26 protein-coding genes are annotated in these 25571 nt (G+C 63.5%); 12 read left to right on the top strand and 14 right to left on the bottom strand.

Going from position 1 to position 25571, the window contains the following annotated elements; genetic code table 11:
- The first annotated feature begins 50 nt into the window (after nucleotides 1–50).
- The 3 genes from ESZ53_RS06725 (at nucleotide 51) to ESZ53_RS06715 (ending at nucleotide 2440) form a co-directional block, all read left to right on the top strand.
- Nucleotides 51–902, top strand: coding sequence for an NAD-dependent epimerase/dehydratase family protein (locus ESZ53_RS06725; protein WP_129072124.1), 852 nt, complete (start codon nucleotides 51–53; stop codon nucleotides 900–902).
- Nucleotides 903–1027: 125 nt separating this feature from the next.
- A complete protein-coding gene (locus ESZ53_RS06720) occupies nucleotides 1028–1522 on the top strand; it encodes a pyridoxamine 5'-phosphate oxidase family protein (RefSeq protein WP_129072123.1) in 495 nt (164 codons plus the stop codon).
- A gap of 39 nt (nucleotides 1523–1561) precedes the next feature.
- Complete coding sequence (locus ESZ53_RS06715; protein ID WP_129072122.1) at nucleotides 1562–2440, top strand: Rieske 2Fe-2S domain-containing protein; 879 nt, start codon at nucleotides 1562–1564, stop codon at nucleotides 2438–2440.
- Here ESZ53_RS06715 and ESZ53_RS06710 read toward each other — a convergent pair.
- Together ESZ53_RS06710 and ESZ53_RS06705 are read right to left on the bottom strand one after the other, a co-directional pair.
- Entirely contained in the window at nucleotides 2437–2949 is a 513-nt protein-coding gene (locus ESZ53_RS06710) for a DUF805 domain-containing protein (protein ID WP_129072121.1), read from the bottom strand. The genes ESZ53_RS06715 and ESZ53_RS06710 overlap by 4 nt on opposite strands.
- A 21-nt stretch (nucleotides 2950–2970) precedes the next feature.
- Nucleotides 2971–3753, bottom strand: a complete 783-nt coding sequence (locus ESZ53_RS06705) for a potassium channel family protein (protein ID WP_129072120.1) — start codon at nucleotides 3751–3753, stop codon at nucleotides 2971–2973.
- Between the two features lie 100 nt (nucleotides 3754–3853).
- Between ESZ53_RS06705 and ESZ53_RS06700 the strand changes: the two genes are divergently transcribed.
- Nucleotides 3854–5749 carry a heavy metal translocating P-type ATPase gene (locus ESZ53_RS06700; RefSeq protein ID WP_129072119.1) on the top strand — a complete coding sequence of 632 codons (1896 nt, stop codon included), beginning with the start codon at nucleotides 3854–3856 and terminating at the stop codon, nucleotides 5747–5749.
- Here ESZ53_RS06700 and ESZ53_RS06695 read toward each other — a convergent pair.
- From ESZ53_RS06695 to ESZ53_RS06655, 9 genes are all read right to left on the bottom strand, one after another.
- Nucleotides 5746–7254 carry an FAD-dependent oxidoreductase gene (locus ESZ53_RS06695; RefSeq protein ID WP_129072118.1) on the bottom strand — a complete coding sequence of 503 codons (1509 nt, stop codon included), beginning with the start codon at nucleotides 7252–7254 and terminating at the stop codon, nucleotides 5746–5748. The genes ESZ53_RS06700 and ESZ53_RS06695 overlap by 4 nt on opposite strands.
- Nucleotides 7251–8111 (bottom strand): FAD:protein FMN transferase, encoded by an 861-nt coding sequence (locus ESZ53_RS06690; RefSeq protein ID WP_129072117.1) that lies wholly within the window; start codon nucleotides 8109–8111, stop codon nucleotides 7251–7253. Before ESZ53_RS06690 ends, ESZ53_RS06695 begins: the two co-directional genes overlap by 4 nt.
- A complete protein-coding gene (locus tag ESZ53_RS06685; protein WP_129072116.1) occupies nucleotides 8095–8547 on the bottom strand; it encodes an FMN-binding protein in 453 nt (150 codons plus the stop codon). The genes ESZ53_RS06690 and ESZ53_RS06685 overlap by 17 nt, the downstream gene beginning before the upstream one ends.
- Before the next feature lie 99 nt (nucleotides 8548–8646).
- Nucleotides 8647–9084, bottom strand: coding sequence for a monovalent cation/H(+) antiporter subunit G (gene mnhG, locus ESZ53_RS06680; RefSeq protein ID WP_129072115.1), 438 nt, complete (start codon nucleotides 9082–9084; stop codon nucleotides 8647–8649).
- Nucleotides 9081–9347, bottom strand: a complete 267-nt coding sequence (locus tag ESZ53_RS06675; protein ID WP_129072114.1) for a monovalent cation/H+ antiporter complex subunit F — start codon at nucleotides 9345–9347, stop codon at nucleotides 9081–9083. Before ESZ53_RS06675 ends, mnhG begins: the two co-directional genes overlap by 4 nt.
- Nucleotides 9344–9967, bottom strand: a complete 624-nt coding sequence (locus ESZ53_RS06670) for a Na+/H+ antiporter subunit E (protein WP_129072113.1) — start codon at nucleotides 9965–9967, stop codon at nucleotides 9344–9346. The genes ESZ53_RS06675 and ESZ53_RS06670 overlap by 4 nt, the downstream gene beginning before the upstream one ends.
- A complete protein-coding gene (locus ESZ53_RS06665; RefSeq protein ID WP_129072112.1) occupies nucleotides 9964–11520 on the bottom strand; it encodes a Na+/H+ antiporter subunit D in 1557 nt (518 codons plus the stop codon). The genes ESZ53_RS06670 and ESZ53_RS06665 overlap by 4 nt, the downstream gene beginning before the upstream one ends.
- A complete protein-coding gene (locus tag ESZ53_RS06660) occupies nucleotides 11517–12041 on the bottom strand; it encodes a Na(+)/H(+) antiporter subunit C (RefSeq protein WP_129072111.1) in 525 nt (174 codons plus the stop codon). Before ESZ53_RS06660 ends, ESZ53_RS06665 begins: the two co-directional genes overlap by 4 nt.
- Nucleotides 12038–14950, bottom strand: a complete 2913-nt coding sequence (locus ESZ53_RS06655; protein ID WP_129072110.1) for a Na+/H+ antiporter subunit A — start codon at nucleotides 14948–14950, stop codon at nucleotides 12038–12040. The genes ESZ53_RS06660 and ESZ53_RS06655 overlap by 4 nt, the downstream gene beginning before the upstream one ends.
- Nucleotides 14951–15223: 273 nt before the next feature.
- Here ESZ53_RS06655 and ESZ53_RS06650 point away from each other — a divergent pair, with 273 nt between their 5' ends.
- Nucleotides 15224–15997: a glucosamine-6-phosphate deaminase gene (locus tag ESZ53_RS06650; RefSeq protein ID WP_129073526.1), complete on the top strand. Its 774-nt coding sequence runs from the start codon at nucleotides 15224–15226 to the stop codon at nucleotides 15995–15997.
- A 37-nt stretch (nucleotides 15998–16034) separates the two neighbouring features.
- Here ESZ53_RS06650 and purU read toward each other — a convergent pair whose 3' ends face one another.
- Entirely contained in the window at nucleotides 16035–16889 is an 855-nt protein-coding gene (gene purU / locus ESZ53_RS06645) for a formyltetrahydrofolate deformylase (RefSeq protein ID WP_129072109.1), read from the bottom strand.
- A gap of 40 nt (nucleotides 16890–16929) precedes the next feature.
- On the opposite strand from purU, the gene ESZ53_RS06640 reads away from it, so the two are divergent.
- The gene (locus tag ESZ53_RS06640) at nucleotides 16930–18186 is read left to right on the top strand and encodes an MFS transporter (RefSeq protein ID WP_129072108.1); all 1257 of its coding nucleotides are present in this window, start codon (nucleotides 16930–16932) and stop codon (nucleotides 18184–18186) included.
- Here the strand turns inward: ESZ53_RS06640 and nagA are convergent.
- A complete protein-coding gene (gene nagA, locus ESZ53_RS06635) occupies nucleotides 18122–19294 on the bottom strand; it encodes an N-acetylglucosamine-6-phosphate deacetylase (protein ID WP_129072107.1) in 1173 nt (390 codons plus the stop codon). The genes ESZ53_RS06640 and nagA overlap by 65 nt on opposite strands.
- A 223-nt stretch (nucleotides 19295–19517) precedes the next feature.
- Between nagA and glyA the strand changes: the two genes are divergently transcribed.
- From glyA to ESZ53_RS14325, 3 genes are all read left to right on the top strand, one after another.
- A complete protein-coding gene (gene glyA / locus ESZ53_RS06630) occupies nucleotides 19518–20801 on the top strand; it encodes a serine hydroxymethyltransferase (protein WP_129072106.1) in 1284 nt (427 codons plus the stop codon).
- 143 nt (nucleotides 20802–20944) lie between these two features.
- Complete coding sequence (locus ESZ53_RS06625) at nucleotides 20945–21820, top strand: bifunctional methylenetetrahydrofolate dehydrogenase/methenyltetrahydrofolate cyclohydrolase (RefSeq protein ID WP_129072105.1); 876 nt, start codon at nucleotides 20945–20947, stop codon at nucleotides 21818–21820.
- A gap of 2 nt (nucleotides 21821–21822) precedes the next feature.
- Nucleotides 21823–21978 carry a hypothetical protein gene (locus ESZ53_RS14325; protein ID WP_168187195.1) on the top strand — a complete coding sequence of 52 codons (156 nt, stop codon included), beginning with the start codon at nucleotides 21823–21825 and terminating at the stop codon, nucleotides 21976–21978.
- Nucleotides 21979–21987: 9 nt separating this feature from the next.
- Here the strand turns inward: ESZ53_RS14325 and ESZ53_RS06620 are convergent, their stop codons facing one another.
- A complete protein-coding gene (locus ESZ53_RS06620) occupies nucleotides 21988–23004 on the bottom strand; it encodes a galactokinase family protein (protein ID WP_129072104.1) in 1017 nt (338 codons plus the stop codon).
- Nucleotides 23005–23048: 44 nt separating this feature from the next.
- Between ESZ53_RS06620 and ESZ53_RS06615 the strand changes: the two genes are divergently transcribed.
- From ESZ53_RS06615 to ESZ53_RS06605, 3 genes are all read left to right on the top strand, one after another.
- Complete coding sequence (locus ESZ53_RS06615; RefSeq protein ID WP_210403843.1) at nucleotides 23049–23969, top strand: aldose 1-epimerase family protein; 921 nt, start codon at nucleotides 23049–23051, stop codon at nucleotides 23967–23969.
- Between the two features lie 10 nt (nucleotides 23970–23979).
- Nucleotides 23980–25038 carry a VIT1/CCC1 family protein gene (locus ESZ53_RS06610; RefSeq protein ID WP_129072103.1) on the top strand — a complete coding sequence of 353 codons (1059 nt, stop codon included), beginning with the start codon at nucleotides 23980–23982 and terminating at the stop codon, nucleotides 25036–25038.
- A 141-nt stretch (nucleotides 25039–25179) separates the two neighbouring features.
- Complete coding sequence (locus ESZ53_RS06605; RefSeq protein ID WP_129072102.1) at nucleotides 25180–25455, top strand: hypothetical protein; 276 nt, start codon at nucleotides 25180–25182, stop codon at nucleotides 25453–25455.
- The last annotated feature ends 116 nt before the right edge of the window (nucleotides 25456–25571 follow it).

Raw genomic sequence — 25571 nt, 5'->3', positions numbered from 1 at the left:
GGCCGCGAGAACGCGACAGCCTGGCATGCGTGAATCGTGAGGAGACAACAGTGACCGTCGTCATAGCCGGATGCGGTGACCTAGGGATCGAAGTCGGGCTCCGCTTTTCAGCGCTGGGGCATTCTGTGCTGGGCCTGCGTCGTTCGATCGAAAAGTTGCCGCCCGAGATCGCGGGGCAATCAGTCGACTTATCTTCGCGCGTGCCCACACTGCCTGCGGATACCAGCGTTGTTGTGATCGCCGTCAGCCCCGATGAGCGCACGCGCGAAGGCTATCTCGCGACCTACGTCGACAGCGTGCGCAACATCGCCGCGGCGATCGAGCGAGACTGCGCTGCTGCACCGAGAGTTGTCTATGTGTCGTCGACCGCCGTTTATGGCGTCGGCGACGGCTCGTGGGTCGATGAATCGACACCGGCGACGCCAACGACGGAGACAGCAACGGTGTTGCGGGAAGCCGAAGAGTTGTTGCTCGAGAGCGTCGCTAATTCGACGGTTCTTCGCTTGGCGGGTATCTACGGGCCGGGCCGCACCCGACAGATCGACCGCATCCGTGCCGGCGACGAAGCGGTGGCACACACCCCTTACTTCACCAATCTGATCCATCGGGATGACGCGGCCGAGGCTATTGTTCACCTTGCGACAATGGGCGCAGAGCCCGCCGATATCTATATCGGAGTCGACAACGAGCCGACCGATCAGCGCGCGGTCATCGAATTTCTCGCCCGCAGCCTCGACCGGCCCGTGCCGCCAACCAGAACGGATGAGGTTGGTGCTGGCAAGGGCGCTGGCAAACGCTGTCGCAATACTCTCTTGACCAGCACAGGCTTCTCGTTCACGTATCCGAGCTACCGGGAAGGGTACGCGGCTGTGCTGGCGGGGAAGGGCGTGCGTCACCGCTAGCCTCATGCGCGGGGCGCGCCTCATTGTTCTCATCTAACGTTCGGCAAGCACTCGGCTGACGTTGAGGATGGCTGCTTAGCGTCGAAGGGCAGCACAACTGCACCCGTCGACGAATTGGAGACTCAATGTCATCTCAGACCCACGCCACCGCAGATCAGCTCGACACCATCCGCTCCATCATGAAAAGCACTCGTATCGCGATGCTCACCACCATCGAAGCGAGTGGTGCTCTTCACAGCCACCCGATGACAGTGCAAGAAGCTGACTTCGACGGCGACTGCTGGTTCCTTGCTTCTGACACCGCGGATGCCGTGCAGCAGCTTCAGGCCCACCCCCACGTGAACGTCTCCTACTCGGGCTCCTCGCAGTGGCTGTCGCTTGCCGGCACCGCCGAGGTCGTGCGCGATCAGGCGAAGAAGTCGGAGCTGTGGGGTTCCTTCACCGACGTGTGGTTTGAGGGCGGCGAGACTGACCCCTCCATCGTTCTGATTCACGTGAAGGCCGACTCGGCGCAGTACTGGGAGAGCCCGGGCAAGGTTGCAACTCTTGTCGGCGTAGTCGCCGCGAAGGTGACGGGGGATGAGCCCAAGACTGGGTCCTCCGAATCCGTGACCGTCTAACTTTTTCGATAAGCACCCACACAGAGGGACGAGGAACTGATGAAACGACTTCCCGTATTGCGAAACGTTGACCGCCTCGAAGAGGCCACCTCGCTCGACCCTGCGGTTGAGAAGACCCGGGGAATCGTGGAGACAGTTCTTCGCCCTCGGTGGTTGCGAGATGTGCTGAACGGAGTGCCGCTCGGGCACCCCGTTCATCCGTTGGGCGTTCATGTCCCACTCGGGGCATGGATTTCGGCCGGCGTGCTCGACGCTGTGCCTGGCACCGAACAGGCATCGCGTGCTCTCGTCGGCGTGGGAGTGCTGGGAGCGAGTGGAACGGCAGTCGCGGGCTTCGCGGACTGGTCGAAGCTCGACGAGAAGCAACAGCGCGTTGGCCTGGTGCATGCCGCGGTTAACATCGTTGCAACGGGTTTCTTCGCGGCATCCTTCGTGCAACGCTCCCGCGGAAAGCACACGAGCGGCAAAGTGCTGAGCTACGCCGGGCTCGCGATTGCTTCTGGCGGTGGCTACCTCGGTGGGCACCTCACCTATCGGCAGGCCGCGGGCGTCAGTCACGCGCCGGATGTCGAAGCCACCTTCCCGAGCGGCTGGCAGCAGCTGGCGCCGCTCACTGACTTGCCCGAGGGCGCTCTCGAGAAGCGTGTCGTTGCCGACACCGAAGTAGTGGTCTTCCGTCGGGGTGAGCGGGTCTCGGTGCTCTCGAACACGTGCAGCCATCTCGGGGCCGAGCTTCACGACGGCTACGTCGTCGAGGACGATTCCGCTCCGGGTGGCGCGTGTGTGGAATGCCCGTGGCACCAGAGCGCGTTCTCGCTCGATACAGGCGAGGTCATCCACGGTCCGGCGACGAGTCCGCAGCCGCGCTTTGAGAGCCGCGTCGTCGACGGCACGGTCGAGATTCGGTTGCCGCGCTAGTCGAACCGAATGCCCTGAGGGTCTGAACTGCGCAGGGCGAGTCCCAGCACGATGATCGCTCCGAACGGGAAGAACGCGAGAAAGGCCCAACCGCCCGAGAGGTTTGAGTCGTGGAGGCGCCGCACCACGATAGCGATTCCGGGGATTGCGGTGAGCCACGCCCACCCTCCCGCGATAAAGGTGAGAACCACGAGCACCGGCGAATTGGCGACCGTAGCGTCGCCCCAGCTAGCAATGCTCAGAGTCGGATAGACGAGCGACCCGAACGGACCAAAAGTAAGTTCATTGGCGAGCGGGCGACCCGCGATGATGAGAGGTACGACAACCTGGAATGTGCTGATCACGGCGAGGTTTACGAGTATCCACCACCAGTATTCGCTGCGACTGGCACGACCGCGCATCCGGAACGAACGATCGAAGAACCGCCGCATTGCGTTCCGCACTGACGCGCCGGGGAGCGGGGCGCTCTCCGGGTCGATCGTGGGTGCTGCCATCGGGGCGTAGCTCATGATGACAGCTTAGGTGAGGTGTTATCGCTTTGGAAGGGTGGCGGAGTCTTCGCCGCGCACCGAGGGAGCTGGGGTACCCGACGACGCGGCCATCTGAGTCGCGTGCTCGAGGAGTACTTGCTTGAGCTCGGACACCTGCTCCGTGAGATCTTTCACTTCGCGACGGGTGGCAACGTGCGAGAGTTCGTCTTGGGCGGCGACCCGTTCCACGATCCACGAGGCGAGCGTCGCCGTCACGACACCGAGCAGGGCAATGCCGGCCACCATTACTCCACCGGCGATAACGCGGCCGAGCGTGGTGGCGGGGTAGATATCTCCATAGCCGACCGTGGTGATCGTAACGAAGGCCCACCAGATGCCGTCGCCCAGATTGGTGATCTGGCTGCCTGCGATGCTGCGCTCGGTATCCAGAATCGCGAGCCCGGCCACGAAGACGAGCAGCAGCGACGAGCCGACGGCATAGGTGAGAACGCCGCCGCGCACAGCGGTTCCGGCGCGACGCTGCAGAACGTTCAGGAGTGTGACTAAACGCAGCAGGCGCAGCGGGCGCAGCATGGGCAGTACGACGACAAAGAGATCGAAGATGTGCTTGCGGAACCAGAACCAACGGTGTTCCGCGAGAACGAGATTCACGGCGTAGTCAACCACAAAAACAACCCAGGTGACCGCGATAATGACTTCGGCAATCAGCATCGGAACACCGTCGAGGTTCGCGATGACTTCCCACGCGTAGGCGATCAAGAAAATCACAGCGGCGACAGTGAGAGGGATGTCCATGATCTGTTGCCAGCGCCGTTGAGTCATACAACGAGCCTAGCGAGGCATAGCAAGCCGGCAGTGCGCTGCTGCTTAGGAGAGCCTGTGCTGGCTGGCCGGATGCCGCGAACGAGAGTAAAACGAAGGTATGGCTACTTCTCGCTCCGTGACTCTGCGCTCAGCAGTGCGCCGCTATCCGCTCGTTGCGCTCACCGTCGTGGTGGGAGTCGTGGGGCTAGCGCTGAACTGGACCCCGGCATCCGCTGTCGTGCCCTGGTTGCTGTCGCTGTACGCGCTCGCCGTGGCGGCGCGCGAAGCGGTGTCGATGGTGCGCAAGCTGTTGCAGCGCCAGTTCGGGCTCGATGTGTTGGCGGTCACCGCGATCGTAGCGACGGTAGTAGTTGGCGAGTACTGGGCGAGCATCGTGATTGTGTTGATGCTCACCGGTGGTGAAGCGCTGGAAGATTTTGCGGCCGGTCGGGCCAAGCGTGAGTTGAATGCGCTGCTGGGTCGCGTTCCGCAAACGGCGCATCAGGTGACGACTGCCGGCGACATCATCGACGTGCCCGCCACCGAGGTCGCTGTGGGGGATCGCCTCGTAGTGCGCCCCTCCGAAATTGTGCCCGTGGATGCCGTGCTGGTCTCCGCCGCGACATCCGTCGACGAATCATCCCTCACTGGCGAAAGCATGCCCGTGGAGAAAGTAACCGGAGACGTGCTCTTGAGCGGGTCGGTGAACGGACCAGAAGCTGTCACGGTGCAGGCGAGTGCTCGAGCATCCGACAGCCAGTACCAACGCATTGTGCAGCTCGTCACCGAGGCAGCGGCGAGCAAAGCGCCCATCGTACGGTTGGCCGATCGCTATGCCGTGCCCTTCACCTTCGTGTCGATTGGCTTAGCGGCAATCGCGTGGTGGATCTCGGGCGACCCCGTGCGCTTCGCCGAGGTGCTCGTGGTCGCGACGCCCTGTCCGCTGCTGATCGCGGCCCCGGTCGCCTTCATGGCCGGGATGTCGAGCGCCTCGACCTACGGGGTCGTTGTGAAGAACGCCGGAACCCTCGAGGTTTTGGCCCGAGCGAAGACCGTGGTTTTCGACAAGACCGGAACGCTCACGAGCGGTCGGCCGGTTGTTGTCGACGTTCGGCCCGAAGGCGCGCTCACGGCCGACGAATTGCTGGCTCTCGTGGCGGCGGCGGAGCAGTACTCCTCGCACGTGCTTGCAGCATCCTTGGTCGAGGCGGCGAAGCAGCGCTCTCTTGACCTGCCCGAGGTGTCGGATGCTCGCGAAGTTGCCACCCACGGTGTGCAAGCCCGCGTCGGCAGCCAACTTGTGACCGTCGGTAAGCCCGCGTTCGTCGCCGAGCAGGCACCTGGGCTGACCCGGATCGACCTGGCGAGCGGCGAAGCAGCCGTGTACGTGGGCGTCGATGACCAGTACGCCGGCGCGATCGTGATGCGCGATGCCGTGCGACCCGAAGCGGCACAAACGTTGACTGAACTGCGCGGGTTGGGCATCCAGAACACTTTGATGCTGACCGGTGACGTGGAAGCGACAGCACGCAAAGTGGCCGATGAGCTCGGCATTAGTGAAGTTCACGCCGAGTGCCTGCCCGAAGACAAGGTTCGACTCGTGCACGCGACAACGCCGCGACCCGTCGTGATGGTTGGCGATGGTGTGAACGATGCGCCCGTGTTGGGTGCTGCCGATGTCGGGATTGCGATGGGGGCAAAGGGCTCGACGGCGGCAAGTGAATCGGCCGACGTAGTGATCCTCGTCGATGACATTCACCGGGTGGTGTCGGCAGTGCAGGTCAGCCAGCGCACCGTGCAGATTGCTCTGCAGAGCATCTGGATCGGTATCGCGATCAGCATTGGGCTCATGCTTTTCGCCATGACCGGCGCACTCCCCGCTGTTCTGGGCGCCGCGCTGCAAGAGGTCGTTGATCTCGTGACGATTCTCAATGCGTTGCGTGCGCTGAATCTGAAGCGTCGGTTAGGGGGCACGCCGAGTAACACCCCGGACCGCTCACGGGTATCGAGCTAGTAGCCCGAGAAGTAGTCGGTGTGGATGCGGCGGGCACCGTTTGCTCGCAGGGTCGACTTGAGGTCGTTGACGAGCGCGGGCGGGCCCGAGAGGTAAGCACGGCGGTCGGCCAGATCGGGCACGAGCGCGGAGAGAGCGTCGCCGTTCAGACGGCCTTCGCTGCCGAGCACCCAGCCCGCAGGCAACGCGGCGGCTGATTGCGGCCCGAAGACGATCACGCGTACTCCCGCCTCGACGAAGAGCCCGCTGAACGGCAAAGTTTCGGTGCTCGACGTCGCATAGATCAGCACGATGTCGCGGTCTTCGTCGTGGAGGTGGGAGTGCGCGACCTGGCTCGCGAAGGGGGTGACACCGATGCCGCCGGCGACGAGCAAGAGCGGTTCGGTGGTCTTTCGGGGGAGTACGAAGTCGCCCCAGATTCCGGTGCCGTTCACATCGGCACCCCGCGGCAGCGCGAGCAGAGCGGTCTTGAAGCTGCTGGTCCTGTCAGAAACGGTGAACGTGACGGAGACAGTGGCACCGGCATCCGGGGCCGAGGAGATGGTGAAGTAGCGACGCGCTCCCCGCTGGTCGGGCGAGGGATGCGGCAAGGAGAGCTCAATGTATTGACCCGCGCGAAACGAGAGGGGGCGGTGCGGGGCAAAGGTGAGTTCCCACGTTCCTGGGGCGATTTCTTCTGTCTCCGTGAGCGTCATCCGGATGGTGCGTCGTTGAGTGAACGCGAAGGCGACGAGGTTGCCGATGAGGAGCGCCAAGAGAGGGTCGCTGTAGAGGCTGCCGATTGAGAAAGGGATCGCGAACAAGAGCCCGACGAGTACAGCCAGGCTCAGACGTTGCCAGCGTCGCGGCGGCAGGGTGAGGGGTTCGCTCAGCATGAAGCCGGCGAAGAAGATCATCTGCGATGACAGGAACGTGAAGCTCAGCGCCTCGGTCAGGTCGCCGCCATTCGCCAGCGTGAGCGCAATACGGATGCTGGCCGCCACCACCACGAAGGTGATCCCGAGATCGAGGCGTTGCGTGCGGTACAGGATGAGGAACGCGGCGACCAGAATGACGGGTTGCAACCAGGGGGTTCCGATCCACCAGGTCGGAAAACCGAGCGGAACGAAGATGAAAACATACGCGCCCAGAGCAGCGGGGTTGAAGATATGGCGCCCACGGAATGCGATCAGAAACTTGGATGTCGCCGCGATCGTTGAGGCGAGGGCAATGGCGAGCAACCCACTGAGCTGCAGGCTCGGCGCCATGATGAAAAACACCAGCAGGCCCGTGATGAGCGACGACTCGAGGTGCGCCCGCTGGCGCACGATGCGAGCGCCGAGCCAGCTGGCGCCGTAGCTAAACGCGACGGCGACCGGCAGGCTCGCGAGCAGTGCGAAAGGATCGGGCGAGATCAGGCCGCCAAAGGCGAGCGCGATCGATACGACAGCCAGCACGGCGAGACTGCCGAGCACCAGCTTGTACATGGCGACGGCGCCGAGAGTTCGATCGAGCCAACGTGTCATAGAAATACTTCTCCGGGGAGGTCTGCCGAGTGTTCGACTCGGCCGGTTGAGTGCATCCGCACCCAGTGAAAATCGAACTCGGCTTTGAGCTCAGCGGGCTCAGCAAGGAAGAGTGCGGTGGCGAGGCCGTCGGCTTCGAGGGCTGTAGGGGCAATCGCCCAGGTCGCGATGATGCGGTCGGTCGGCTGCCCGGTGCGGGCATCCAGAATGTGGTGCAGCCCGGCCCAGGCTCGGCGGTTGGGGGCCGAGGCGCAGATCGCTTCGTTGCTCACCGTCACGACGCCGATGGCCTTGCTGGAGTCGAGCGGATGCTCGAGCGCGACCCGCAGTTCGCCAGCGCCGCGATGCAGAATATCTCCGCTCGCATCCACCGTGCTGGTCGTGACGCCGTGCTCGGCGAGCACCCCGGCCACGAGATCGACGAGGTAGCCCTTGCCTGCGGCACCCACATCGAGCACTGCGGGAGTGAGCGTGGTGAGGGCGCTGCCGTTCCAACTGATGGCTTCGTGCCATTCGGGCACCCGCGTGCGGATGGCGGCGGGCTGCAGCGAGTAGGTGCGGTCGTAGCCGAGCTCTTCTAGAGCACGGCCCACGAGCGGGCTCATAGCGCCGGCGGTGGCGTCATAGAGACGACGGTAAAGCTCGAACAGCGGGGGAGCATCCGCGGGAAAACTGTAGGTGCCGGGCGTGTGGGCGATCGTTCGCACAAGGGAGTCATCGCGAAAGCGCGAATAGGTGCGGTCGAACAGCTCGATTCGTTGCGCGATGGCAGTCTCAACGACAGAGCCAAGCGGCTCTGTGGTGTCGATCTGCCAGGGCGCACCGATGGCGTCAAACTGTTTACTGGGCGAGGGCATCCGCCTTGATCGCGTCGACGGCGTTGTTGAAGCCGCCGCTCGTGAGCGAGGAACCGGCTACCTTGTCGACGGACAGCTCATCGATGTTCTTGCCCACAACTTCGTTTGCGATGCCATCGATGAATTCGCCTTGGAATTGGATGGAGTTGGGGTTCTCGCCGTAACCCACGACGGTGACGTCGGTGATGGTATCGCTGGCGAGCGTGAGGGTAACATCCACTTTTTCTGGGCCGTTGGGGGAGGTATAGTCGCCCGACTCCGTGTAGGTGCCGTCGGCGTATTCAGTGCCGGTGGCGGCCGCATCGGGGGCGGTGGCATCCGTTGAACCGGAGTCGGTACTGCTGGTCGCCGGCGATGAACAGGCGGAAAGTGCACCCACGAGGGTGACACCGGCAAAGAGGGCTACGGCGGTCTTGTTGTCGGTGAGGCTGCGCATGGGGCTCCCAGAGGTTGGCGAATGTTCAGTATGCCCGAGCAACCCTGACGAGAAGCTGGAGTCATTGGAGACTTAGCGAGGATTGCCAGTCGTTAGTCGCTAGCCATTGCGAGGGCTGGCGTCTGCCTCGGCATCGTCGCCGTCGCCACCGTCGGCGCCGTCAGTCCCGTCGTCGGCATCCTCAAGTTCGGGCGCGGCGTCAATGGCCTGTTCGAGCTCGTCGACGAGCAGCGAATCGGGGGCGATAATTCCACCCCGATAGCCAGCGCGAGCGATCATGTGGGCCGAGACGGGGGCGGTGATCATCTGAAAAATGAGCAGAAAGATCAGCAGCAGAATCGTCGAGAGTTGGCGTTCCTGCAGGGCGATGGCCAAGAGGATGAAGGCCAAGCCCAGAATTTGGGGTTTGGTCGTCGCATGGAGGCGTGCGATCGCATCCGGAAAACGCAGCAGGCCAACCCCGGCGGCGGCGGAGAGGAATCCGCCGAGCAGCAGGGAGATACCGGTGAGGATGTCGAGCACAGTGTCGAGAGTCATGAGTTTGTTCTCCTCGACACGTACCGCGCCACGACAACTGAGCCGAGGAACGCCGTGGTCGCCAGTACGAGCATGGCGGGCAGGCTGCGAGTGTGGCCGTTGTACACCATCTCCGCTCCGAGCCCACAGATGATTGTCGTGAGAAGCATGTCGGAGGCGATCATGCGGTCGAGAATCGAGGGGCCGCGGATGATGCGATAGAGCGCCAGTAGGGCCGCGAAGAGCAGCATCAGACCGACGGCGATAAACACCCATTCGTTCATCGGGTGGCCTCCGTCTCGTTAATGCGGGCAAGGTCGTCGGAGGATCCGATGGCGCGAACGATGCGAGCTTCCACCACGAGCACGTGGGCACGCATCTTCTCAACGTCGGCAGCCGTGGTCGTACCGAAGGTGTGGAAGTACAGGATGGCGCGCTCGCGATCTACTTCAATGACGATCGATCCGGGCACCAGCGACATGGCGATCGCGTCAAGTGTCATCACGAAGTCGGAGCGAGTGCGCAGTTGGACGGCAATGACCGAGGATGTGGGGATCGGTCGCGGGTTGAGGGCTTGGAACGCGACCGTGAACGATGCCAGCGTGACGTCGGCGATGAAGTAGGCCAGAAAGACAAACGAGTACCAGAGATTTAGACGCCCCGAGATGTCAGCCGGAGGCAGATACAGCACCCGCGTGACGAGAATCGCGACGAGAAAACCGGTGAGAACGTTCAGCCAAGAGAACTGTCCCCAGAGAACGGCCCAGAGTACGACGAGCCCGAGCAGCAACGGCAATTGCTGCCAGACGCGGCCGCGAACTTCGGAGCGAGAGACGGTGGGTTCGGATGCGCGGGCCCCGCTGGCTGGGCTGGTGGGCGTAGGCGTATTCTCGGCGGCGCTCATTCAAGACCTCCCGGGAAGACAGTGTTCACGTAGTAGGCGGGGCCATCGATGTTTTCTCCGGCGTTGGCGCTCAGGTCAAAGAGCGGGGTCGCGAATATCGTGAGGGCGACGCTGACCGCGACCATCGCCACTGTCGCGCCGACCATGATGCGGGGCGTCGTGCGCGTCGTGGCAACGGCGGTGGTGCTCTCGTTCTCGGTCGCCATTGCCGGCGGGTTTTCGTAGTCGGCGACCTCTTCCGCGTCACGCCAGAAGACCATGCTCCAGGCGCGGGCGAGGGCGTAGAGAGTGAGCAGCGAGACGGCTGCACCGCAGCCGATAAGCACCCACGCAAGCGTGGAACCATTGTTGGCTCCGGCTTCGAACAGTGCCAGTTTGCCGAGGAATCCGGAGAACGGCGGGATGCCGCCGAGGTTGAGCAGAGGGATGAAGAACAGCACGGCTATGAGGGGACTGGCCTTGAGCATCCCGCCCAGCCTATTGATACCGGTGGTGCCACCCTGGCGTTCGACGAGCCCCGTCGCCAAGAAGAGGGTGGTCTGAACGATGATGTGGTGAACGATGTAATACGTCGCTGCGGCAAGGCCCGCAGCGGTATCGATGCCGATGCCGAACAACATGAAGCCGATATGGCTGATGAGCGTGAACGACAGCAGTCGTTTGATGTCGGATTGCGCGACCGCTCCCAAAATTCCGATCACCATCGTGAGCGCCGCCACGATCAGCAACACGGTGTTGAGCTCGCCATCCGGGAAGATGATCATTTCGGTGCGGATGATCGCGTACACGCCGACTTTGGTGAGCAACCCGGCGAACACCGCGGTAACCGGCGCTGGCGCCATCGGGTATGAGTCAGGCAGCCAGAACGACAGCGGGAAGACGGCGCCTTTGATGCCAAACCCGATCAGGAGCATGACGTGCAGAACCAGTTGAACGTCGGCGGGCAGCTCGGCAAGGCGAACCGTCAGCTGAGCGATGTTCACGGTGCCGGTCGCGCCGTAAATCATCGCGATAGCCGCCAAGAAAATGGCGGAGGAGACCAAGCTGACGACGATGTACACCGTGCCGGCGCGGATGCGTGGCTCGGTGCCGCCGAGCGTAATGAGCACGTAGCTCGCTACCAGCAGAATTTCGAAGCTCACGTAAAGGTTGAACAGGTCCCCGGCGACGAAAGCGTTGAAGACGCCGGTGGCGAGGATGAGGTAGGTCGGGTAGTAGATAGAGACCGGGGTTTCGCGGTCACCGTCGGCGAGACCCTGCCCCACAGAGAACACCAAAACGGCCAAGAGCACCGCGGCGGAGACCACGATCATTAGCGCCGAAAGTCGGTCGACGACGAGCACGATCCCATAGGGCGCGGGCCAGCCACCGACTTCGACGGCGATAGCGCCATTGGTGTTGACGGCCACGAGCAGTGCGGCACCGATCACGAGAACGGCGCTGAGCACGCTCACCGTGATGAATGTCTGAACGCGGGGACGTTTCGCTTGGGTCAGGGCTGCTGCAGCGCCGAGTAAGGGCAGCAGAACGACCAGAGTGGTTAGTGCGCTCATGCGTCTGCCTCCTTCTTGTCGATTTCGTGTTGGCGGCGTTCGGCGGCAAGGCTCTCTTGCTCTTCGCGTTGCTCTTGTTCGTTCAGGTCGAGCGCGGTGGAAATGGCGGCCGCGGCCTTGGTTCCGAACTCGGTGTCGTCAGCAGCGACGTCGCGATCGTTAGTGACCGAGCTGCGGCGGCGGCCCATTGCGAGGTCTTCAGTGTCGTCGTAAACCACATCCGCATTGGCCAAGCGCCAGGAGCGATAAATCAGAGCGAGCAAGAACGCGGAGACACCGAAGGTGATCACGATCGCAGTGAGGATGAAAGCTTGCGGCAGTGGATCTGCCGTTGCCGCGTCTTCACCAAAGAACGCCGCAGCGCCGGAAGGGCCGGACACGATGAGGATCAGCAGATTGGTGGCATTGCCCACGAGCAAGAATCCCAGTAGAACGCGCGTCATGCTGCGTTCGAGCAGGAGGTAGACGCCGACCGAGTAGAGCACGACCATGATGACGACGAGGGTGAGCGAGGCGTTCATATGGTGCTTCCGCTCTCGAGGCTTTCAGAGGACTCTTCGCGCTGACGGTCGATTTCGGCGCCCAGACTGCGGAGAACGTCCAGCACCATTCCGATGACAACGAGATACACCCCGATGTCGAAGATGGTGGAGGTGGAGAACTCCACGTGACCAAGCACGGGGATGGTGGCCTCGAAGAACGTGGAGGTGAGAGCATCCGCCCCCAGCAGGAGCGGTACAGTCGCGGTGCCCGCAGCGAGCACGAGGCCAACGCCCAAGACTCGGCCGGCATCGAAGGGAGCTGCCGCACCGAGTTCATAGCGCCCACCGGCGAGGTAGCGACCGGCCAAGGCAAGCCCGGCCACGAGCCCAGCAGCGAACCCGCCGCCGGGCAGGTTGTGGCCGGCGAACAAGAGGTAGAGCGACAGCACGACTAGAGGGTGGAAGAGCAAGCGAATGACTACTTCGAGAAGGATCGACCGGTTCTCGGGGGCCAGCTTGCGGCCAGCGAGCAGCCAGGCGTTGCGCGTGGAAGGGTCTTGTACGCCCGGAACATAGCCGGAAGAGACAATTTCCCGCGACGGCTTGAGGCGCACGCGGATCGTTCCGCGGGCGCGAGCCTCAGAGACACGAGGCAGGTTATCGGTGCGGCTGCGCAAGAACACGAGGCTCGCGACACCGGTTGCTGCGGCCACGATTACCGAGAGCTCGCCGAGAGTGTCCCAACCGCGGATATCGACGAGCACGACGTTGACGACGTTGCTGCCGTGACCGATGTCGTACGCCAACTGGGGGAGTGCCTCGGAGATCGGGGCTGCGCTTCGGGCGCCAAGTGCCACGACCGCGACGACGCCCATCAGGAGCCCGACCGAGATGCCGACGGCCGCGCGGAGAACCCGGCGCGAGCTGCCGTGAGCTTTGCCGAGGCGGGCAGGTAAGCGGCGAAGCACCAACACGAAGGCGATGAGCGTGACGGTCTCAACCAGAACCTGAGTAAGCGCGATGTCGGGGGCGCCGTGGAACGCGAACAACGCCGCCATTCCGTAGCCGACCACTCCAACGAGAACCGCCGCTTGGAATCGCTTCTTGGCCGCGACGAGTGCAATCGCTGCAACGATCATGAGGGTACCGACGGCGAGCTGGGCTGGACTATCAAAGAGACGGATGGAGTCGGGCCACGTACGATTCAACGCCAACGCGCTGCCTACCGAACCCACCATCACGAGCAGGATGACGGTGAGGTAGAACGGCAGCGAACCGCGCTGGGTGGTCGCCGTCACTCGCAGCGAAACGCGGTCGAGAGTGCGCAGCGTGGAACGGTACAGCTTGTTCGAGTCGACGAGGGCGGGTACCCGTGACTGCAGCGCGAAAACCTGCGTGCGTGCCCAAAACAGTGCGAGGCCGCCGAGGAGCGTGGCGGCAGAGATAAAGAAGGCGGCATCGAAGCCGTGCCAAAGCTTGAGAGAGTACTCGTAGCCCTCCGAGGGGAATTGCTGCGAATAGCCCTCGAGCACGGTGCCCACAGCACCAAAGAGAGGTGCGAGAACAAGGCCACTGGCCGCGAGAATGGCCGGGGATGACAAGAACCACACGTTCTCGTGCAGCGGCCGTACGGTTTCGACACCGTCTTTGCTGGCGAACGCGCCCCACAGAAAGCGGGCGCTGTAGGCGACGGTGAGGGTGGAGCCAACGGCGACGCCGATAATGGCGATCCACCCCAACGCTGAGCCCTCGCTTGCGCTCTCAAGGAAGCCAGCCAGCACGGACTCTTTTGCCACGAACCCTGCGGTGAAAGGGACACCGGCCATCGATGCGGTGGCGATGATGGCAATGATGGTGAGGAAGGGTGCTTCGCGGCCAAGCCCGCTGAGCTTGGTGAGGTCACGGGTGCCGACTCGGTGGTCGATAAGGCCGACGGTTAAGAACAGTGCCGATTTGAAGAGGGCATGTGCCAGAAGCAACGCGACTCCGGCAAGAGCCGCGGTACGCGTGCCGAAACTCACGACCGTGAGCAAGAACCCGAGCTGGCTCACGGTGCCATAGGCAAGAAGAAGTTTGAGGTCGACCTGGGTGAGTGCGCGCCATCCGCCGACCAGCATGGTGAAGATACCGAGCCCGAGCAGCAGCGGTTGCCAGCCGGGGGTCTGAGCAAAACCGGGAGCCAGCCGCGCGATGAGGTAGATGCCAGCCTGCACCATCGCCGCCGCGTGCAGATAGGCGCTGACCGGAGTCGGGGCGGCCATGGCCGAGGGCAGCCAGAACTGGAAAGGAACGATCGCCGACTTACTGATCGCGCCGACGAGAATCAGCATGATTGCGATTGTCACGACGGTTCCCTCGGGCGCAAGATCAATGAGGCGAGCCAAACTGGCGGTGCCGGTGCGTTCGGCGAGCATCACGAGCCCGACCAGCATCACGAGGCCACCGGCGGTGGTGACGATCAGAGCTTGCATCGCCGCAATGCGGCTCGCGAGGCGACCGGTGTAGTGACCGATGAGCAGGAACGAGAACACCGTCGTGGCTTCCCACAGGATGAAGAGCAGATAGACGTTGTCGGCGATCACGAGGCCATACATTGTGCCCGTGAAAGCGAGGAAGACAGCCGCAAACCGACCGAGCCCCGTTTCGTCGGCGGCGAAGTATTTGATGCAGTAGAGCATCACGAGCGTGCCCACGCCGGTGACAACGAGGGAGAGCAACCACGAAAGGGTGTCGACGCGGAAACTCAAATCGAGGTTCAGCTGCGAGATCCAGGGGATGGTTTCTGTCGGAGGGGTGCCCGCGAGAACGGCAGGAGTCTGCAGCAGGGTGAAGATAAATGCCGCTGCCGGAATGATCGCCGTGACGAAGAAGACGCGAACGCCCCAGCGGCGAGTGAGCGCGGGGACCACGAGAGAAACGACCGCGAAGGCGCCGAGCAGCACGATCACGAGGCTCGCCGTTTCGAGCGGGGGCTGGAACCTTGCGGATTCAGGGCAGTTCTCCCTCAGGATGCTCGATCTGGTGGTCGAGTGTTGCCGCGCCGCCAGAGTGAATGGCGTTACGGCAGATTGGCGAGATGGTCAGTGTCTTCGTCGCTGACATTCTACCGGACGGATATCTGGGTGAGCGGTGACGATGTCTCCGTTAAAGCTCACGAGCCGCACAAAGACCACTTCCTGTTTTCTCACGCTGATCGCGGCAGTGGTTCTAAGGTCGATGACATGGCAGAAGTAGTGATCGTCGAGTCGGCAGAGGCAGCGGGCGAGGTCGCGGCCGACCTCATCGAGGCGCTCGTGCGCCAGACTCCGGATGCCGTGCTCGGCCTAGCAACAGGGTCGACGCCCCTAACAACCTGGGCCGCGCTCGCGGCTCGAGCACTCGACCTCTCTGCTGTGCGGGGCTTCGCTCTCGATGAGTATGTCGGATTGCCTGCCGGGCATCCCGAAAGCTACCGCTCGGTCATCACTCGTGAAGTCGTTGAGCTGCTCGGGTTGACGCCCGAACTGGTGCAGGTACCCGCGGAGACCGGGCCCATCGAGACCGCGGGCGACGACTACGAGCGCGCGATCGTCGCGGCGGGTGGCGTCGACCTGCAAATTCTCGGAATCGGTTCGACGGGCCACATCGGCTTCAACGAGCCGGGATCCTCGTTCGCGTCACTCACCCGCGTGAAGACCCTCACGCAGCAGACGCGACTCGACAACGCGCGTTTTTTCGATTCGCCCGACGACGTGCCCATGCACTGCATCACGCAGGGGCTCGGTACCATCCAGCGTGCGGGGCATCTGGTGCTGCTGGCGTTTGGCGAAGCGAAAGCGGCGGCGCTCGCGGGAGCGGTCGAGGGTCCGGTGACGGCGAGCCTGCCGGGATCGGCAATTCAGCTGCACTCCACCGTCACGGTCATTGTGGACGAGGCTGCGGCATCCGACCTGAAGTACGCCGACTACTACCGCTACGCCTGGGAGAACCGCCTCGACTGGGAACGGCTGCGCTAAGCGCGACTGACGCTAACCAGCGCAAGATTGCGGCTAACTAGCGGAAGATGATCGTGCGCGCCCCATCGAGCAGCACACGATCTTCGGCGAACCACTTCACGGCTTGCGTGAGGGTGCGGCTTTCTTCGTCTTGACCGATCGACATGAGTTCGCTCGACGTGCTGGCGTGGTCGACGCGCACCACGTTTTGCTCGATGATCGGGCCCTCGTCGAGGTCGCTCGTCACAAAATGAGCGGTGGCGCCGATGAGCTTCACGCCGCGCGCGTGGGCCTGCTTGTACGGGTTCGCGCCCTTGAAGCCGGGCAAGAAAGAGTGGTGGATGTTGATGATCTTGCCGCTCAACTGTTCACACAGTTCAGGGGAGAGGATCTGCATGTAGCGGGCAAGCACCACGAGTTCGATGTCGTGTTCTTCGACAACTTCGAGAATGCGCTCTTCGAACGCCAACTTCTGGCCGGGTGTCGTGACCGCGTGCGATTCGAACGGCACTTCGTAGAACTCGGCGAGTGAACCGAGATTGGGGTGATTGCTCATGATCAGCGGCAGCTCGATCGGCAACTGGCCCGCACGCTGGCGATAGAGAAGGTCATTGACGCAGTGTCCGGACTTGGATGCCAACACGAGGGTACGCAGCGGGCGCCCCACCACATCGAGTTGCCATTCCATCGCGTACCGCTCGGTCACGGGGGCGAGAGCTTGCTCGAAAACCTCGCGCGGAGCATCCGACTGCACCTGCAAGCGCATGAAGAAACGGCCAGTGTCATCGCTGGAGAATTGCTGCGACTCGGTGATATTGCCGCCGGCCTCGACGATGGCGCCGCTAATGGCGTGAACGATGCCGGGCTTGTCGTCACAAGTGAGGGTTACGATCCAGTGTGTTGAGGTGGTCACTGATTTAGCGTACCGGTGCTGGCGGTAGAGTAAGTCGAACATGAGCACGCCACGCATTCCTTCAGCTTCTCCGTCCACTCAGGCTTTTCCGTGGGCTGGCCTCTTTACTCTCTCCGCATTGATCTTCACCTCGGTCACTAGCGAGTGGCTGCCGACCGGACTGCTCCCTGAGATAGCCGCCGAATTGTCGGTCTCTGAATCGCAGGTCGGCCTACTGATCACCATCTTCGCGGCCACCGTCGTCATTTCTACGGCGCCTCTCGCTGCCCTCACGCGTAACCAGCCGCGCAAGAAGCTCGTCATCATCGTGCTGATTGTCTTTGTGATCGGCAACCTGCTTGCGGCCGTGGCGCCCAACTATGCGGTGCTTGTGATTGCGCGAATAATCGGCGGGCTCTCGCACGGCCTGTTCTGGGCTGTGGTCGGTGCCTACTCGGCCCACCTCGTTCCGCCGCATCAGGTCGGCCGCGCCGTTGCCGTGACAAGCGCGGGCGCAACGGCCGCCTTCGTGCTCGGAGTGCCGGTCGGTACAGCCCTCGGTCACGCCCTGGGTTGGCGCCTCGCCTTCGTAGTGATCGCCATTATTATCGCGGCGCTCACCATCATGGTTGTACGAATCTTGCCGCCGGTGAATCACCAGCACCCTCTCGCCACTGGCGAAATCTCGATCCCGCTGCGCAAAGATCGCTCGGTTCCCGGCGTGATTTACGTGTGTATTCTCGTCGCCTTGGCGATGCTCGGCCATAACCTCTTTTACACGTACATTGTTCCGTACCTCATTGGCCCAGCCGGAATCGACAGCGGCGCCGTTGCCGGCGTTCTCCTGATTTTCGGAGCGGCCGGAGCCGTGGGCCTCGCATTGGCGGGCATGCTCGTTGATCGTTTCCCGCGCAGCATCATCCCCGTCACCGTCGCTCTCGTTGCGATCTGCGCGGCGCTCCTCGGCATGTTCCCGGCCGAGCCCGCCATCATGTTCACCGTCATCGTGGTGTGGGGCATCGCCTTCGGCGGAGTACCGGCCATGATGCAAACGCGACTCCTGCAGCTGGCTTCACCGCGCATGCGCGATGTTGGCTCGGCCTATCTGACCACCTCGTTCAACGTCGGTATCGGTGGTGGAGCGCTCGTAGGCGGCATCCTCCTCGACGAGTACGGCGTGATTTCGTTGCCCTACGTTGACGCCGGCATTCTGGGCGTCGCCGTAGTGTTCGCGATTGTCGGAGGCGAACTGCTCAGGCGCCGGGATGCTCGAACAGCGGCAATTCGACGCCAGCAGCCCACACCGCCCGCACCCTAAAGTCGCGGTCGAGCAACACGGCGTCAGCGGCGAATCCGGGAGCCAGCGAACCCAGATCGTTCTCGCGGCCCACAGCGCGAGCAGGAACAGCGGTAGCCGCGGCAACGGCCTGGGGCACGCTCAATCCCACGTCGGTGATGGCGCGGCGCACTGCGGCATCCATCGTGAGGGTTGAACCGGCAATGACGCCGCTGTCACTCAAACGGGCAACGCCGTCGGTCACGATGACGTCGAGCGAACCCAACTCGTACTGGCCGTCGCCAGCGCAGGCCGCCGCCATGGCATCGGTCACGAGCGCAATGCGGCCGGGGGCCGAGGCGAACAGCATGTTCACGACATTCGGATGCACGTGAACGCCGTCATTGATGACCTCAAGCGTGACGCCCGGTGCTTGGAATGCTGCGGCCACGGGGCCTGGTGCCCGGTGGTGAATCTCGCGCATCGCGTTGAAAGCGTGCGTCAGGATGCTCGCGCCGGCCGCGAACGCGGCACGGGTCTCGGCGTAGGTAGCGGCAGTGTGCCCCACGGCCACGCGAACTCCGGCCGCCACGAAGGCCGCGATTGCGTTGCTGCCACCGGCAAGTTCCGGTGCCAGCGTGATCTGGCGCAGCGTGCCGTCGGCGGCATTGAGGAGTTGGTCGATTTCGGCTGCGGTAGGAGACCGCAAAACAGCGGGATCGTGCGCGCCCCGAAATTCCTGATCGATAAAGGGGCCCTCGAGGTGGCTGCCCAGGATCAGAGGGTCGTGGCGGGCTAACTCCGCGACGGCGGCGAGGTTCGCGAGTAGTTTTTCGGGCGAGGCGCTGATGAGCGAAATGACCGACCGTGTTGTGCCGTGGCTGCGGTGTGCGGTGAGCGCCTGAGCGATCGCAGCGGGACCGTCGTCGAAGGCCGCTCCTGCTGCTCCATGCGAGTGGATGTCGATGAACCCCGGCGTGAGATAGTCGCCGCCAGCATCAGCAACGTCAGTCGCAGCATCCGCCCGGGAACGCCACGAGTCGCCGGTGCCGGTGCCCGCCACCACTGCTCCTTCGAAGCCGACCCACGCATCCTGCTGCGAAACACCGTCGCTGACGAGCGTCGCGGAGTGGATGAGGCGGGTAAACATGGGGTCCGTTCGGGGAGGTGGGAGCGCTCTACTCTGAACGTTGCGCGCCGCTGAGGTAGTCCAAAGTCTGCCAGAAATAGAGGTTTTTTCAAGGGTGCTTTAGACCACTTGGAGTGCAGACATTGTTCCGCCCCCGCGGAAAGTCGTGGGGTATCCACTGCGCGGCTCCAGCCTTCAGGCGGTATCTTGGAAGTATCCACCACCTGTCGCAAGGAGATCATCTGTGTCCTCGTTCCTTTCGCCTCTTTCTGAGGTAGACCCCGAGATCGCTGCGGTGCTCGCTCAAGAGCTCGACCGCCAGCGCAATACGCTTGAGATGATCGCGAGTGAGAACTTTGTTCCGCGCGCTGTTCTCGAGGCGCAGGGCTCGGTTCTCACGAACAAGTACGCCGAGGGTTACCCGGGGCGTCGCTACTACGGTGGATGCGAATTTGTTGACGTCGCAGAGAAGCTCGCTATCGAGCGCGCCAAGAGCCTCTTCGGTTCGGCGTACGCCAACGTTCAGCCTCACTCGGGAGCCTCCGCCAACGCGGCAGTGCTGTCGGCAATCGCGCAGCCCGGCGACCGCATCCTCGGTCTCTCGCTCGATCACGGCGGGCACCTCACGCACGGTATGCGTTTGAACTTCTCCGGCAAGCTCTACGAAGCTCACGCTTATGGCGTGAACGAAGAGACCGGCGTTTTGGACATGGCGGATGTTCGGGCCAAGGCCCTCGAGGTCAAGCCTCACGTCATCATCGCCGGCTGGTCGGCTTACTCCCGTCAGCTCGACTTCGCCGAGTTCCGTTCGATCGCCGACGAAGTAGGCGCAACGCTCTGGGTCGATATGGCTCACTTTGCTGGTCTCGTTGCTGCCGGTCTGCACCCGAACCCCGTTCCTTTCGCGGATGTCGTGTCGTCGACCGTGCACAAGACCATCGGTGGTCCTCGCTCGGGCTTCATCCTCACCAACAACGTTGATATCGCGAAGAAGATCAACTCCAACGTGTTCCCCGGTCAGCAGGGTGGACCGCTCATGCACGTGATCGCCGCCAAGGCGACCGCGTTCATGCTCGCGGCATCCGACGACTTCAAGGACCGCCAGGAGCGCACCCTTCGTGGCGCGAAGCTTCTCGCAGAGCGTCTTGTGCAAGACGACATGACTTCGCTCGGCGTTGACGTTCTCACGGGCGGCACCGACGTACACCTCGTGCTCGTTGACCTGCGCAAGTCTGAGATCAACGGTCAAGAGGGTGAAGACCTGCTGCACTCGGTGGGTATCACCGTGAACCGCAACTCGGTTCCCGCTGACCCGCGCCCGCCCATGACCACCTCGGGGTTGCGCATCGGTACGCCGGCGCTCGCCACTCGTGGTTTCGGCGACGCCGAGTTCACCGAGGTTGCCGACATCATCGCCGAGGCTCTCAAGCCCGGTGCTGACACCGCAGCGCTCAGCGCCCGCGTTCGCGCGCTCGCCGACGCCTTCCCGCTCTACGAAGGTCTCGAAAGCCCCGGTAGCTGGGCCTAAGAAACCCTGAACCGGGCTGAAACAGCCTGACGCTCGAGAGCTCATCGCCGTGTGAACACGGAGGTGGGCTCTTTAGCGTTTAATGGAGATGGCAGTTGTGTAGGTGGCCGATCAGCGTATGGGCCCGATTCGAACGGAAGACGATGACCGCAGTAAAGCTTGATGGTGTTGCCACAGCAACCGCAGTGAAGAATGAACTGCGCATTCGCGTTGACGCGCTCAAGGCTCGCGGCATCACTCCGGGCCTAGGCACCCTTCTCGTGGGCGACGACCCCGGAAGTCGTTCCTACGTTGCCGGCAAGCACCGCGATTGTGCCGAGGTGGGCATCGAATCTATTCGCGTCGATCTGCCGGCCACGGCATCCGCTGATGAAGTTCGGGATGCCATTGTGGCGTTGAACGAGAACCCTGCCGTCACCGGCTACATCATTCAGTTGCCGCTGCCCGCCGGGCTCGATGAGAACGCGATGCTCGAACTCATGGACCCCGCCAAGGACGCGGATGGCCTGCACCCCACTAACCTCGGTCGTCTTGTGCTCGGCGTCGGCACGAAGCTCGATTCGCCGCTGCCCTGCACCCCGGCCGGAATCGTCGAAATGTTGGAACGCTACGACGTCCCGATCGCGGGCAAGCACGTTGTTGTTGTCGGTCGCGGCCTCACGGTCGGTCGCCCGATCGGTTTGCTCCTCACCCGCAAGGGGCTGGATGCCACCGTCACCCTCACGCATTCCCGCACAACCCAGCTGGAGACCCACGTTCGCCAGGCGGACATCGTGGTTGCCGCCGTGGGTTCTGCCGCGCTGATTCGCCCCGAGTGGATCAAGCCGGGCGCCGCCGTGCTCGACGTGGGAATCACTCGCGTGATCGACGAAGCAACCGGAAAGGGCCGTCTCGTCGGAGACGTTGATCCGGCTGTTGCTGAGATCGCCGGCTTCCTGTCACCGATGCCCGGTGGCGTTGGCCCCATGACCCGCGCGATGCTCGTGAAGAACGTCGTCGACGCGGCTGAGCGGCTGTAACGGTGTCGTCGAAGCGTTCGGCGCAGCCGCAGGGCGGTCCCGTTAAACGCGCCCCGCGTAAGCGTCGTTTTCCGTGGGCTCGACTCTGGGTCTGGGCAGGCACCGTGGTGGCGTTCGGCTTCGCCATCGCGCTAGTGCTGAAAATCGTTAGCGAGTAACACGGTCGCTTAGCGGTCGCGCAGTGCTCCCATCGAGGGCGAGACGGCCGTAACGGTGGGCTGGCCCCAAGCGTGCTCAGCGAAGGCGCCATCGAGAGCTACCCGCACCCGGGATGCCGTGTCGGTGTCGACGAGAGCGACGGCGACTCCGCTGAACGGGCGGCCGAGCATCCGCGCGCCGAGGGCACCGGCAGCCAGCGCAGTTTCGACGGCAAGGTCCACCTCTGTGGTGGAGATGCCGTAGTCGTCGCGCAGGCTCGCATGTGAGGCATCGAGCAGGGCGCCGAGCAAGCGAGGGGTTTCATCGCGAATGGCGAGAGCCGCGTCGCGCACCCGTTGGTTTTCGGTGACGGAGTGCAGCGTGCGGCGCACTTCGTCATCCGCTGCGGCGGTATCGAACGCGTCGGCGGTGGGAGCGTCGGTATCAATGACGAGAAGCTCGAGACCGGCCGTCTGCCAGTCGAGGGGGAGCGGCTCGGGGCGTTCCTCGCCCTCAAGGCGCACGAGGGCGTGATCGTCGAGGGCGAAGACACTCGCTGCAACATCGGCGTGTTCAGCCAGGTGAGCCGCGTGCTCGCCGAGGTTCCACAGGTCGCTGAGCGCGAGGGCCAAGGCTGCCTCGAGCGCGGCCGAGGAGCCGAGACCCGCGCCCACCGGCACGGTGGTATCGATGAACACGTCAACGCCGGAGAGCGACGCTGCGGTGTCGGATGTCGCCAATACTTCGTGCACAATAGCGAGCGCGATACGACTCCAACCCTGCACCTCAGTGTCGGCAAGCTCGTCGAGTTCGATCGAGACGAGCTCATCGACGAGGGCACTCGCGATGCGCACGGTGCGGTCGGAGCGAAGGGACGCGGCCAGCACCGTGCGACGGTTGATGGCTAGGGAGAGTTCGGCATCCGTCTCAGGGCTGTCGGCGGCGCCGAGCAAAGTGAGGCGGCCGGGAGCCGACCAGACGCCGCTGGCGGGGTGCCCGAACACGGCCTCAAAGTCGTGAAGAACGTCATCGCGAATATCTGACATGGCTGCTTCCTTCGTTGTTACGTCTGCGCCGGTAGGCTGATGCGGTGAACGCGCCTACCGGAACCCAGTACATCATCACTCGAGCCACCGAGCAGGGTGAAGCGCGAGCGACCATCACCGAACTTGCCGCCTCATTGCGTGAGTTCAGCATTGGTGGGGTTGAACTCGTGGAATCCTACGCCGAATCGGCGATGCCACCCTTCGCGGATGGAATCGTGTTGGTGCCGTGGCCCAACCGCATCGAAGATGGCACTTGGATGCTCGATGGTGAGGCGCAGGAGCTCGATATTACCGAGCGCGACCGCAACAACGCGATCCACGGGCTGCTGCGCAATGCCGGCTACTCGCTGATCGAGCGCACCGAAGGTTCGGTCACCCTCGGCGCGACGATCTTCCCGCAACACGGCTACCCCTTTCACGTACACACCACCGTGCGCTATGAACTCGTAGAGGGTGGCCTGCGCGTCAGCCACACCGCCACCAACCTGTCGGATGCCGCCGCCCCGTATGCGCTCGGAACCCACCCCTTCTTCAAGATCGGTGACACTCCCATCGCGCAGCTGACCCTCACGATGACCGCCGCCACTCGCTTCGAATCGAACGAGCGCCTCATCCCGACCGGAGAAGTTGCCGTTGCCGGCACCGAATTCGACCTCAGCGCTGGCCGCCCGGTTGGCGAGCTCGACTTAGACACGGCATTCGGTGGCGTCGAGGTCGTCGATGGTGTTGCCGCTCGCCTCGCCGCGCCCGATGGCCGCGAAGTTCGGGTGATGGTTGACGAGAACTTCAGCTTCGTGCAGTTGTTCACCCCGCGTATCTTTCCCACCCTCAATGGCATTGGCCAAGTTGTCGCGATCGAGCCGATGACGGCAGCCCCTAACGCCTTCAACACGGGTCGCGGACTCCTGTGGCTCGAGCCCGGCGTAGAGTTCGCCGCGACCTGGGGCGTCGAGTTTTCGGCCTAGGGAGCCTTTCGTGAGTCCAACACCCCGAGCGAGCGATGTGCGGCGGTGGCGACGCTATCTCGCCGCCGAACGTGCCGAGGCGGCCGTGTATCGGGATCTGGCATCCCGCCGCACGGGCGAGGAACGGGAGATTTTGCTGGCGCTTGCCGCTGCCGAAAAGCGCCACGAAGACCACTGGCTGACGCTGCTGGGGGAGCAGGCCGGTCGCCCGCTGCCCACTGACCCGCGAACCCGGATGCTCGGCTTCTTGGCTCGTCGCTTTGGTTCCGTATTCGTGCTCGCGCTTGCCCAGCGTGCCGAGTCACGATCGCCGTATCTGGATGACGACGACGCGACCGACACGATGGCCGCCGACGAAGCGGTGCACGAGGAGGTCGTTCGCGCGCTCGCTACCCGCGGGCGTCAACGCCTCTCGGGAACGTTCCGCGCCGCCGTGTTCGGAGCTAACGACGGGCTCGTCTCCAACCTCGCCCTGGTGCTCGGTATGAGCGCCGCCGGGCTTCCGACCGCCGTCGTGCTGCTCGCCGGCGTCGCCGGTCTCCTCGCCGGAGCCCTCTCGATGGCCGCGGGTGAATACGTCTCGGTGCGCTCGCAGCTGGAGCTAGAGGCGGCAGCGGCCCACGGCCCAGTCGCGGTCGACTCCGTCACCCACCTCGACGTCGACGAGAACGAGTTGGCGCTTGTCTACCGCGCTCGCGGCATGAGTTCCCACGAAGCCGAGCTGCACGCCGCTGAAGTACTCGCGGGGCGCACGACGGAAGCCGCGACCGCAACACCAGAGCACAACCCGATCGGTTCGGCTCTGGGAGCTGCGGCATCCAGCTTCTGCTTCTTCGCGTCGGGCGCGGTAATTCCCGTGCTGCCCTACTTGTTCGGTGCAGAAGGGCTTGCCGCCGTGGTGATCGCGTCGCTGCTGGTCGGAATCGCTCTGCTCGTCACCGGCTCCATCGTCGGCCTACTCTCCGGTGCTTCGCCGCTCAAGCGGGCACTGCGTCAACTTGCGATTGGCTACGGCGCCGCTACCGCAACGTACCTCCTTGGGCTCCTCTTCGGTGTGAACTTGAGCTAATATTTGATTATCTCTCCGCTCTCAAGCACCGTTGAGCTGGGTGCCACCTGCCGGATCCGCGCGTTTGGCTCTGGCACCGTCGTGGTCTCTGCGGCTGGGTCCTCAAGAGCTGGTCGACCTGAAAGGTAAGTGAGCGCCACGATGGCCGATGATTTGCACATAGACACCGCCGCGGTCTCCGATATTGCTGTACGGCTTAGCCATGCCGCCGACGCGGTGCCCGACAACCTCTCTATCGACGCGAGTGACTCCTGTAGCGCCGCGATCGTTGCTGCGATTGAAGATGTCAACATGTGGGCCCGCGTGGCTGCGCACGGTTTTGAGGGCAGGATTCGTGCTGCCGGGGTGAGCGCCAGTATGGCGGCTGCCGCTTTCGAGCAGGCGGATGCTGACCTTGCGTCGGCGGCGAAGGGGTAGCCGTGCCGCAGTGGGAGTGGTTAAACCCGGAACAGGGCAGCGCTAGCGGGTTAGCCGCTGGGGTATCCGCCCTTCGTCTTTCCGAAGCAAAATTCGTAGAAATTCGTCAGGCAACG

The organism is Salinibacterium sp. UTAS2018 (assembly GCF_004118935.1).
In the GTDB taxonomy this organism is placed as follows: domain Bacteria; phylum Actinomycetota; class Actinomycetes; order Actinomycetales; family Microbacteriaceae; genus Rhodoglobus.
This window is presented reverse-complemented; position numbering and strand designations above follow the sequence as displayed.

Bases quoted from the DNA above. Each gene is read 5' to 3' on its own strand.
- ESZ53_RS06720 (WP_129072123.1), top strand. From the start codon at position 1,028: ATGTCATCTCAGACCCACGCCACCGCAGATCAGCTCGACACCATCCGC.
- ESZ53_RS06715 (WP_129072122.1), top strand. From the start codon at position 1,562: ATGAAACGACTTCCCGTATTGCGAAACGTTGACCGCCTCGAAGAGGCC.
- ESZ53_RS06710 (WP_129072121.1), bottom strand. From the start codon at position 2,949: ATGAGCTACGCCCCGATGGCAGCACCCACGATCGACCCGGAGAGCGCC.
- ESZ53_RS06705 (WP_129072120.1), bottom strand. From the start codon at position 3,753: ATGACTCAACGGCGCTGGCAACAGATCATGGACATCCCTCTCACTGTC.
- ESZ53_RS06700 (WP_129072119.1), top strand. From the start codon at position 3,854: ATGGCTACTTCTCGCTCCGTGACTCTGCGCTCAGCAGTGCGCCGCTAT.
- ESZ53_RS06695 (WP_129072118.1), bottom strand. From the start codon at position 7,254: ATGACACGTTGGCTCGATCGAACTCTCGGCGCCGTCGCCATGTACAAG.
- ESZ53_RS06690 (WP_129072117.1), bottom strand. From the start codon at position 8,111: ATGCCCTCGCCCAGTAAACAGTTTGACGCCATCGGTGCGCCCTGGCAG.
- ESZ53_RS06685 (WP_129072116.1), bottom strand. From the start codon at position 8,547: ATGCGCAGCCTCACCGACAACAAGACCGCCGTAGCCCTCTTTGCCGGT.
- mnhG (WP_129072115.1), bottom strand. From the start codon at position 9,084: ATGACTCTCGACACTGTGCTCGACATCCTCACCGGTATCTCCCTGCTG.
- ESZ53_RS06675 (WP_129072114.1), bottom strand. From the start codon at position 9,347: ATGAACGAATGGGTGTTTATCGCCGTCGGTCTGATGCTGCTCTTCGCG.
- ESZ53_RS06670 (WP_129072113.1), bottom strand. From the start codon at position 9,967: ATGAGCGCCGCCGAGAATACGCCTACGCCCACCAGCCCAGCCAGCGGG.
- ESZ53_RS06665 (WP_129072112.1), bottom strand. From the start codon at position 11,520: ATGAGCGCACTAACCACTCTGGTCGTTCTGCTGCCCTTACTCGGCGCT.
- ESZ53_RS06660 (WP_129072111.1), bottom strand. From the start codon at position 12,041: ATGAACGCCTCGCTCACCCTCGTCGTCATCATGGTCGTGCTCTACTCG.
- ESZ53_RS06650 (WP_129073526.1), top strand. From the start codon at position 15,224: ATGGCAGAAGTAGTGATCGTCGAGTCGGCAGAGGCAGCGGGCGAGGTC.
- ESZ53_RS06640 (WP_129072108.1), top strand. From the start codon at position 16,930: ATGAGCACGCCACGCATTCCTTCAGCTTCTCCGTCCACTCAGGCTTTT.
- nagA (WP_129072107.1), bottom strand. From the start codon at position 19,294: ATGTTTACCCGCCTCATCCACTCCGCGACGCTCGTCAGCGACGGTGTT.
- ESZ53_RS06625 (WP_129072105.1), top strand. From the start codon at position 20,945: ATGACCGCAGTAAAGCTTGATGGTGTTGCCACAGCAACCGCAGTGAAG.
- ESZ53_RS06620 (WP_129072104.1), bottom strand. From the start codon at position 23,004: ATGTCAGATATTCGCGATGACGTTCTTCACGACTTTGAGGCCGTGTTC.
- ESZ53_RS06605 (WP_129072102.1), top strand. From the start codon at position 25,180: ATGGCCGATGATTTGCACATAGACACCGCCGCGGTCTCCGATATTGCT.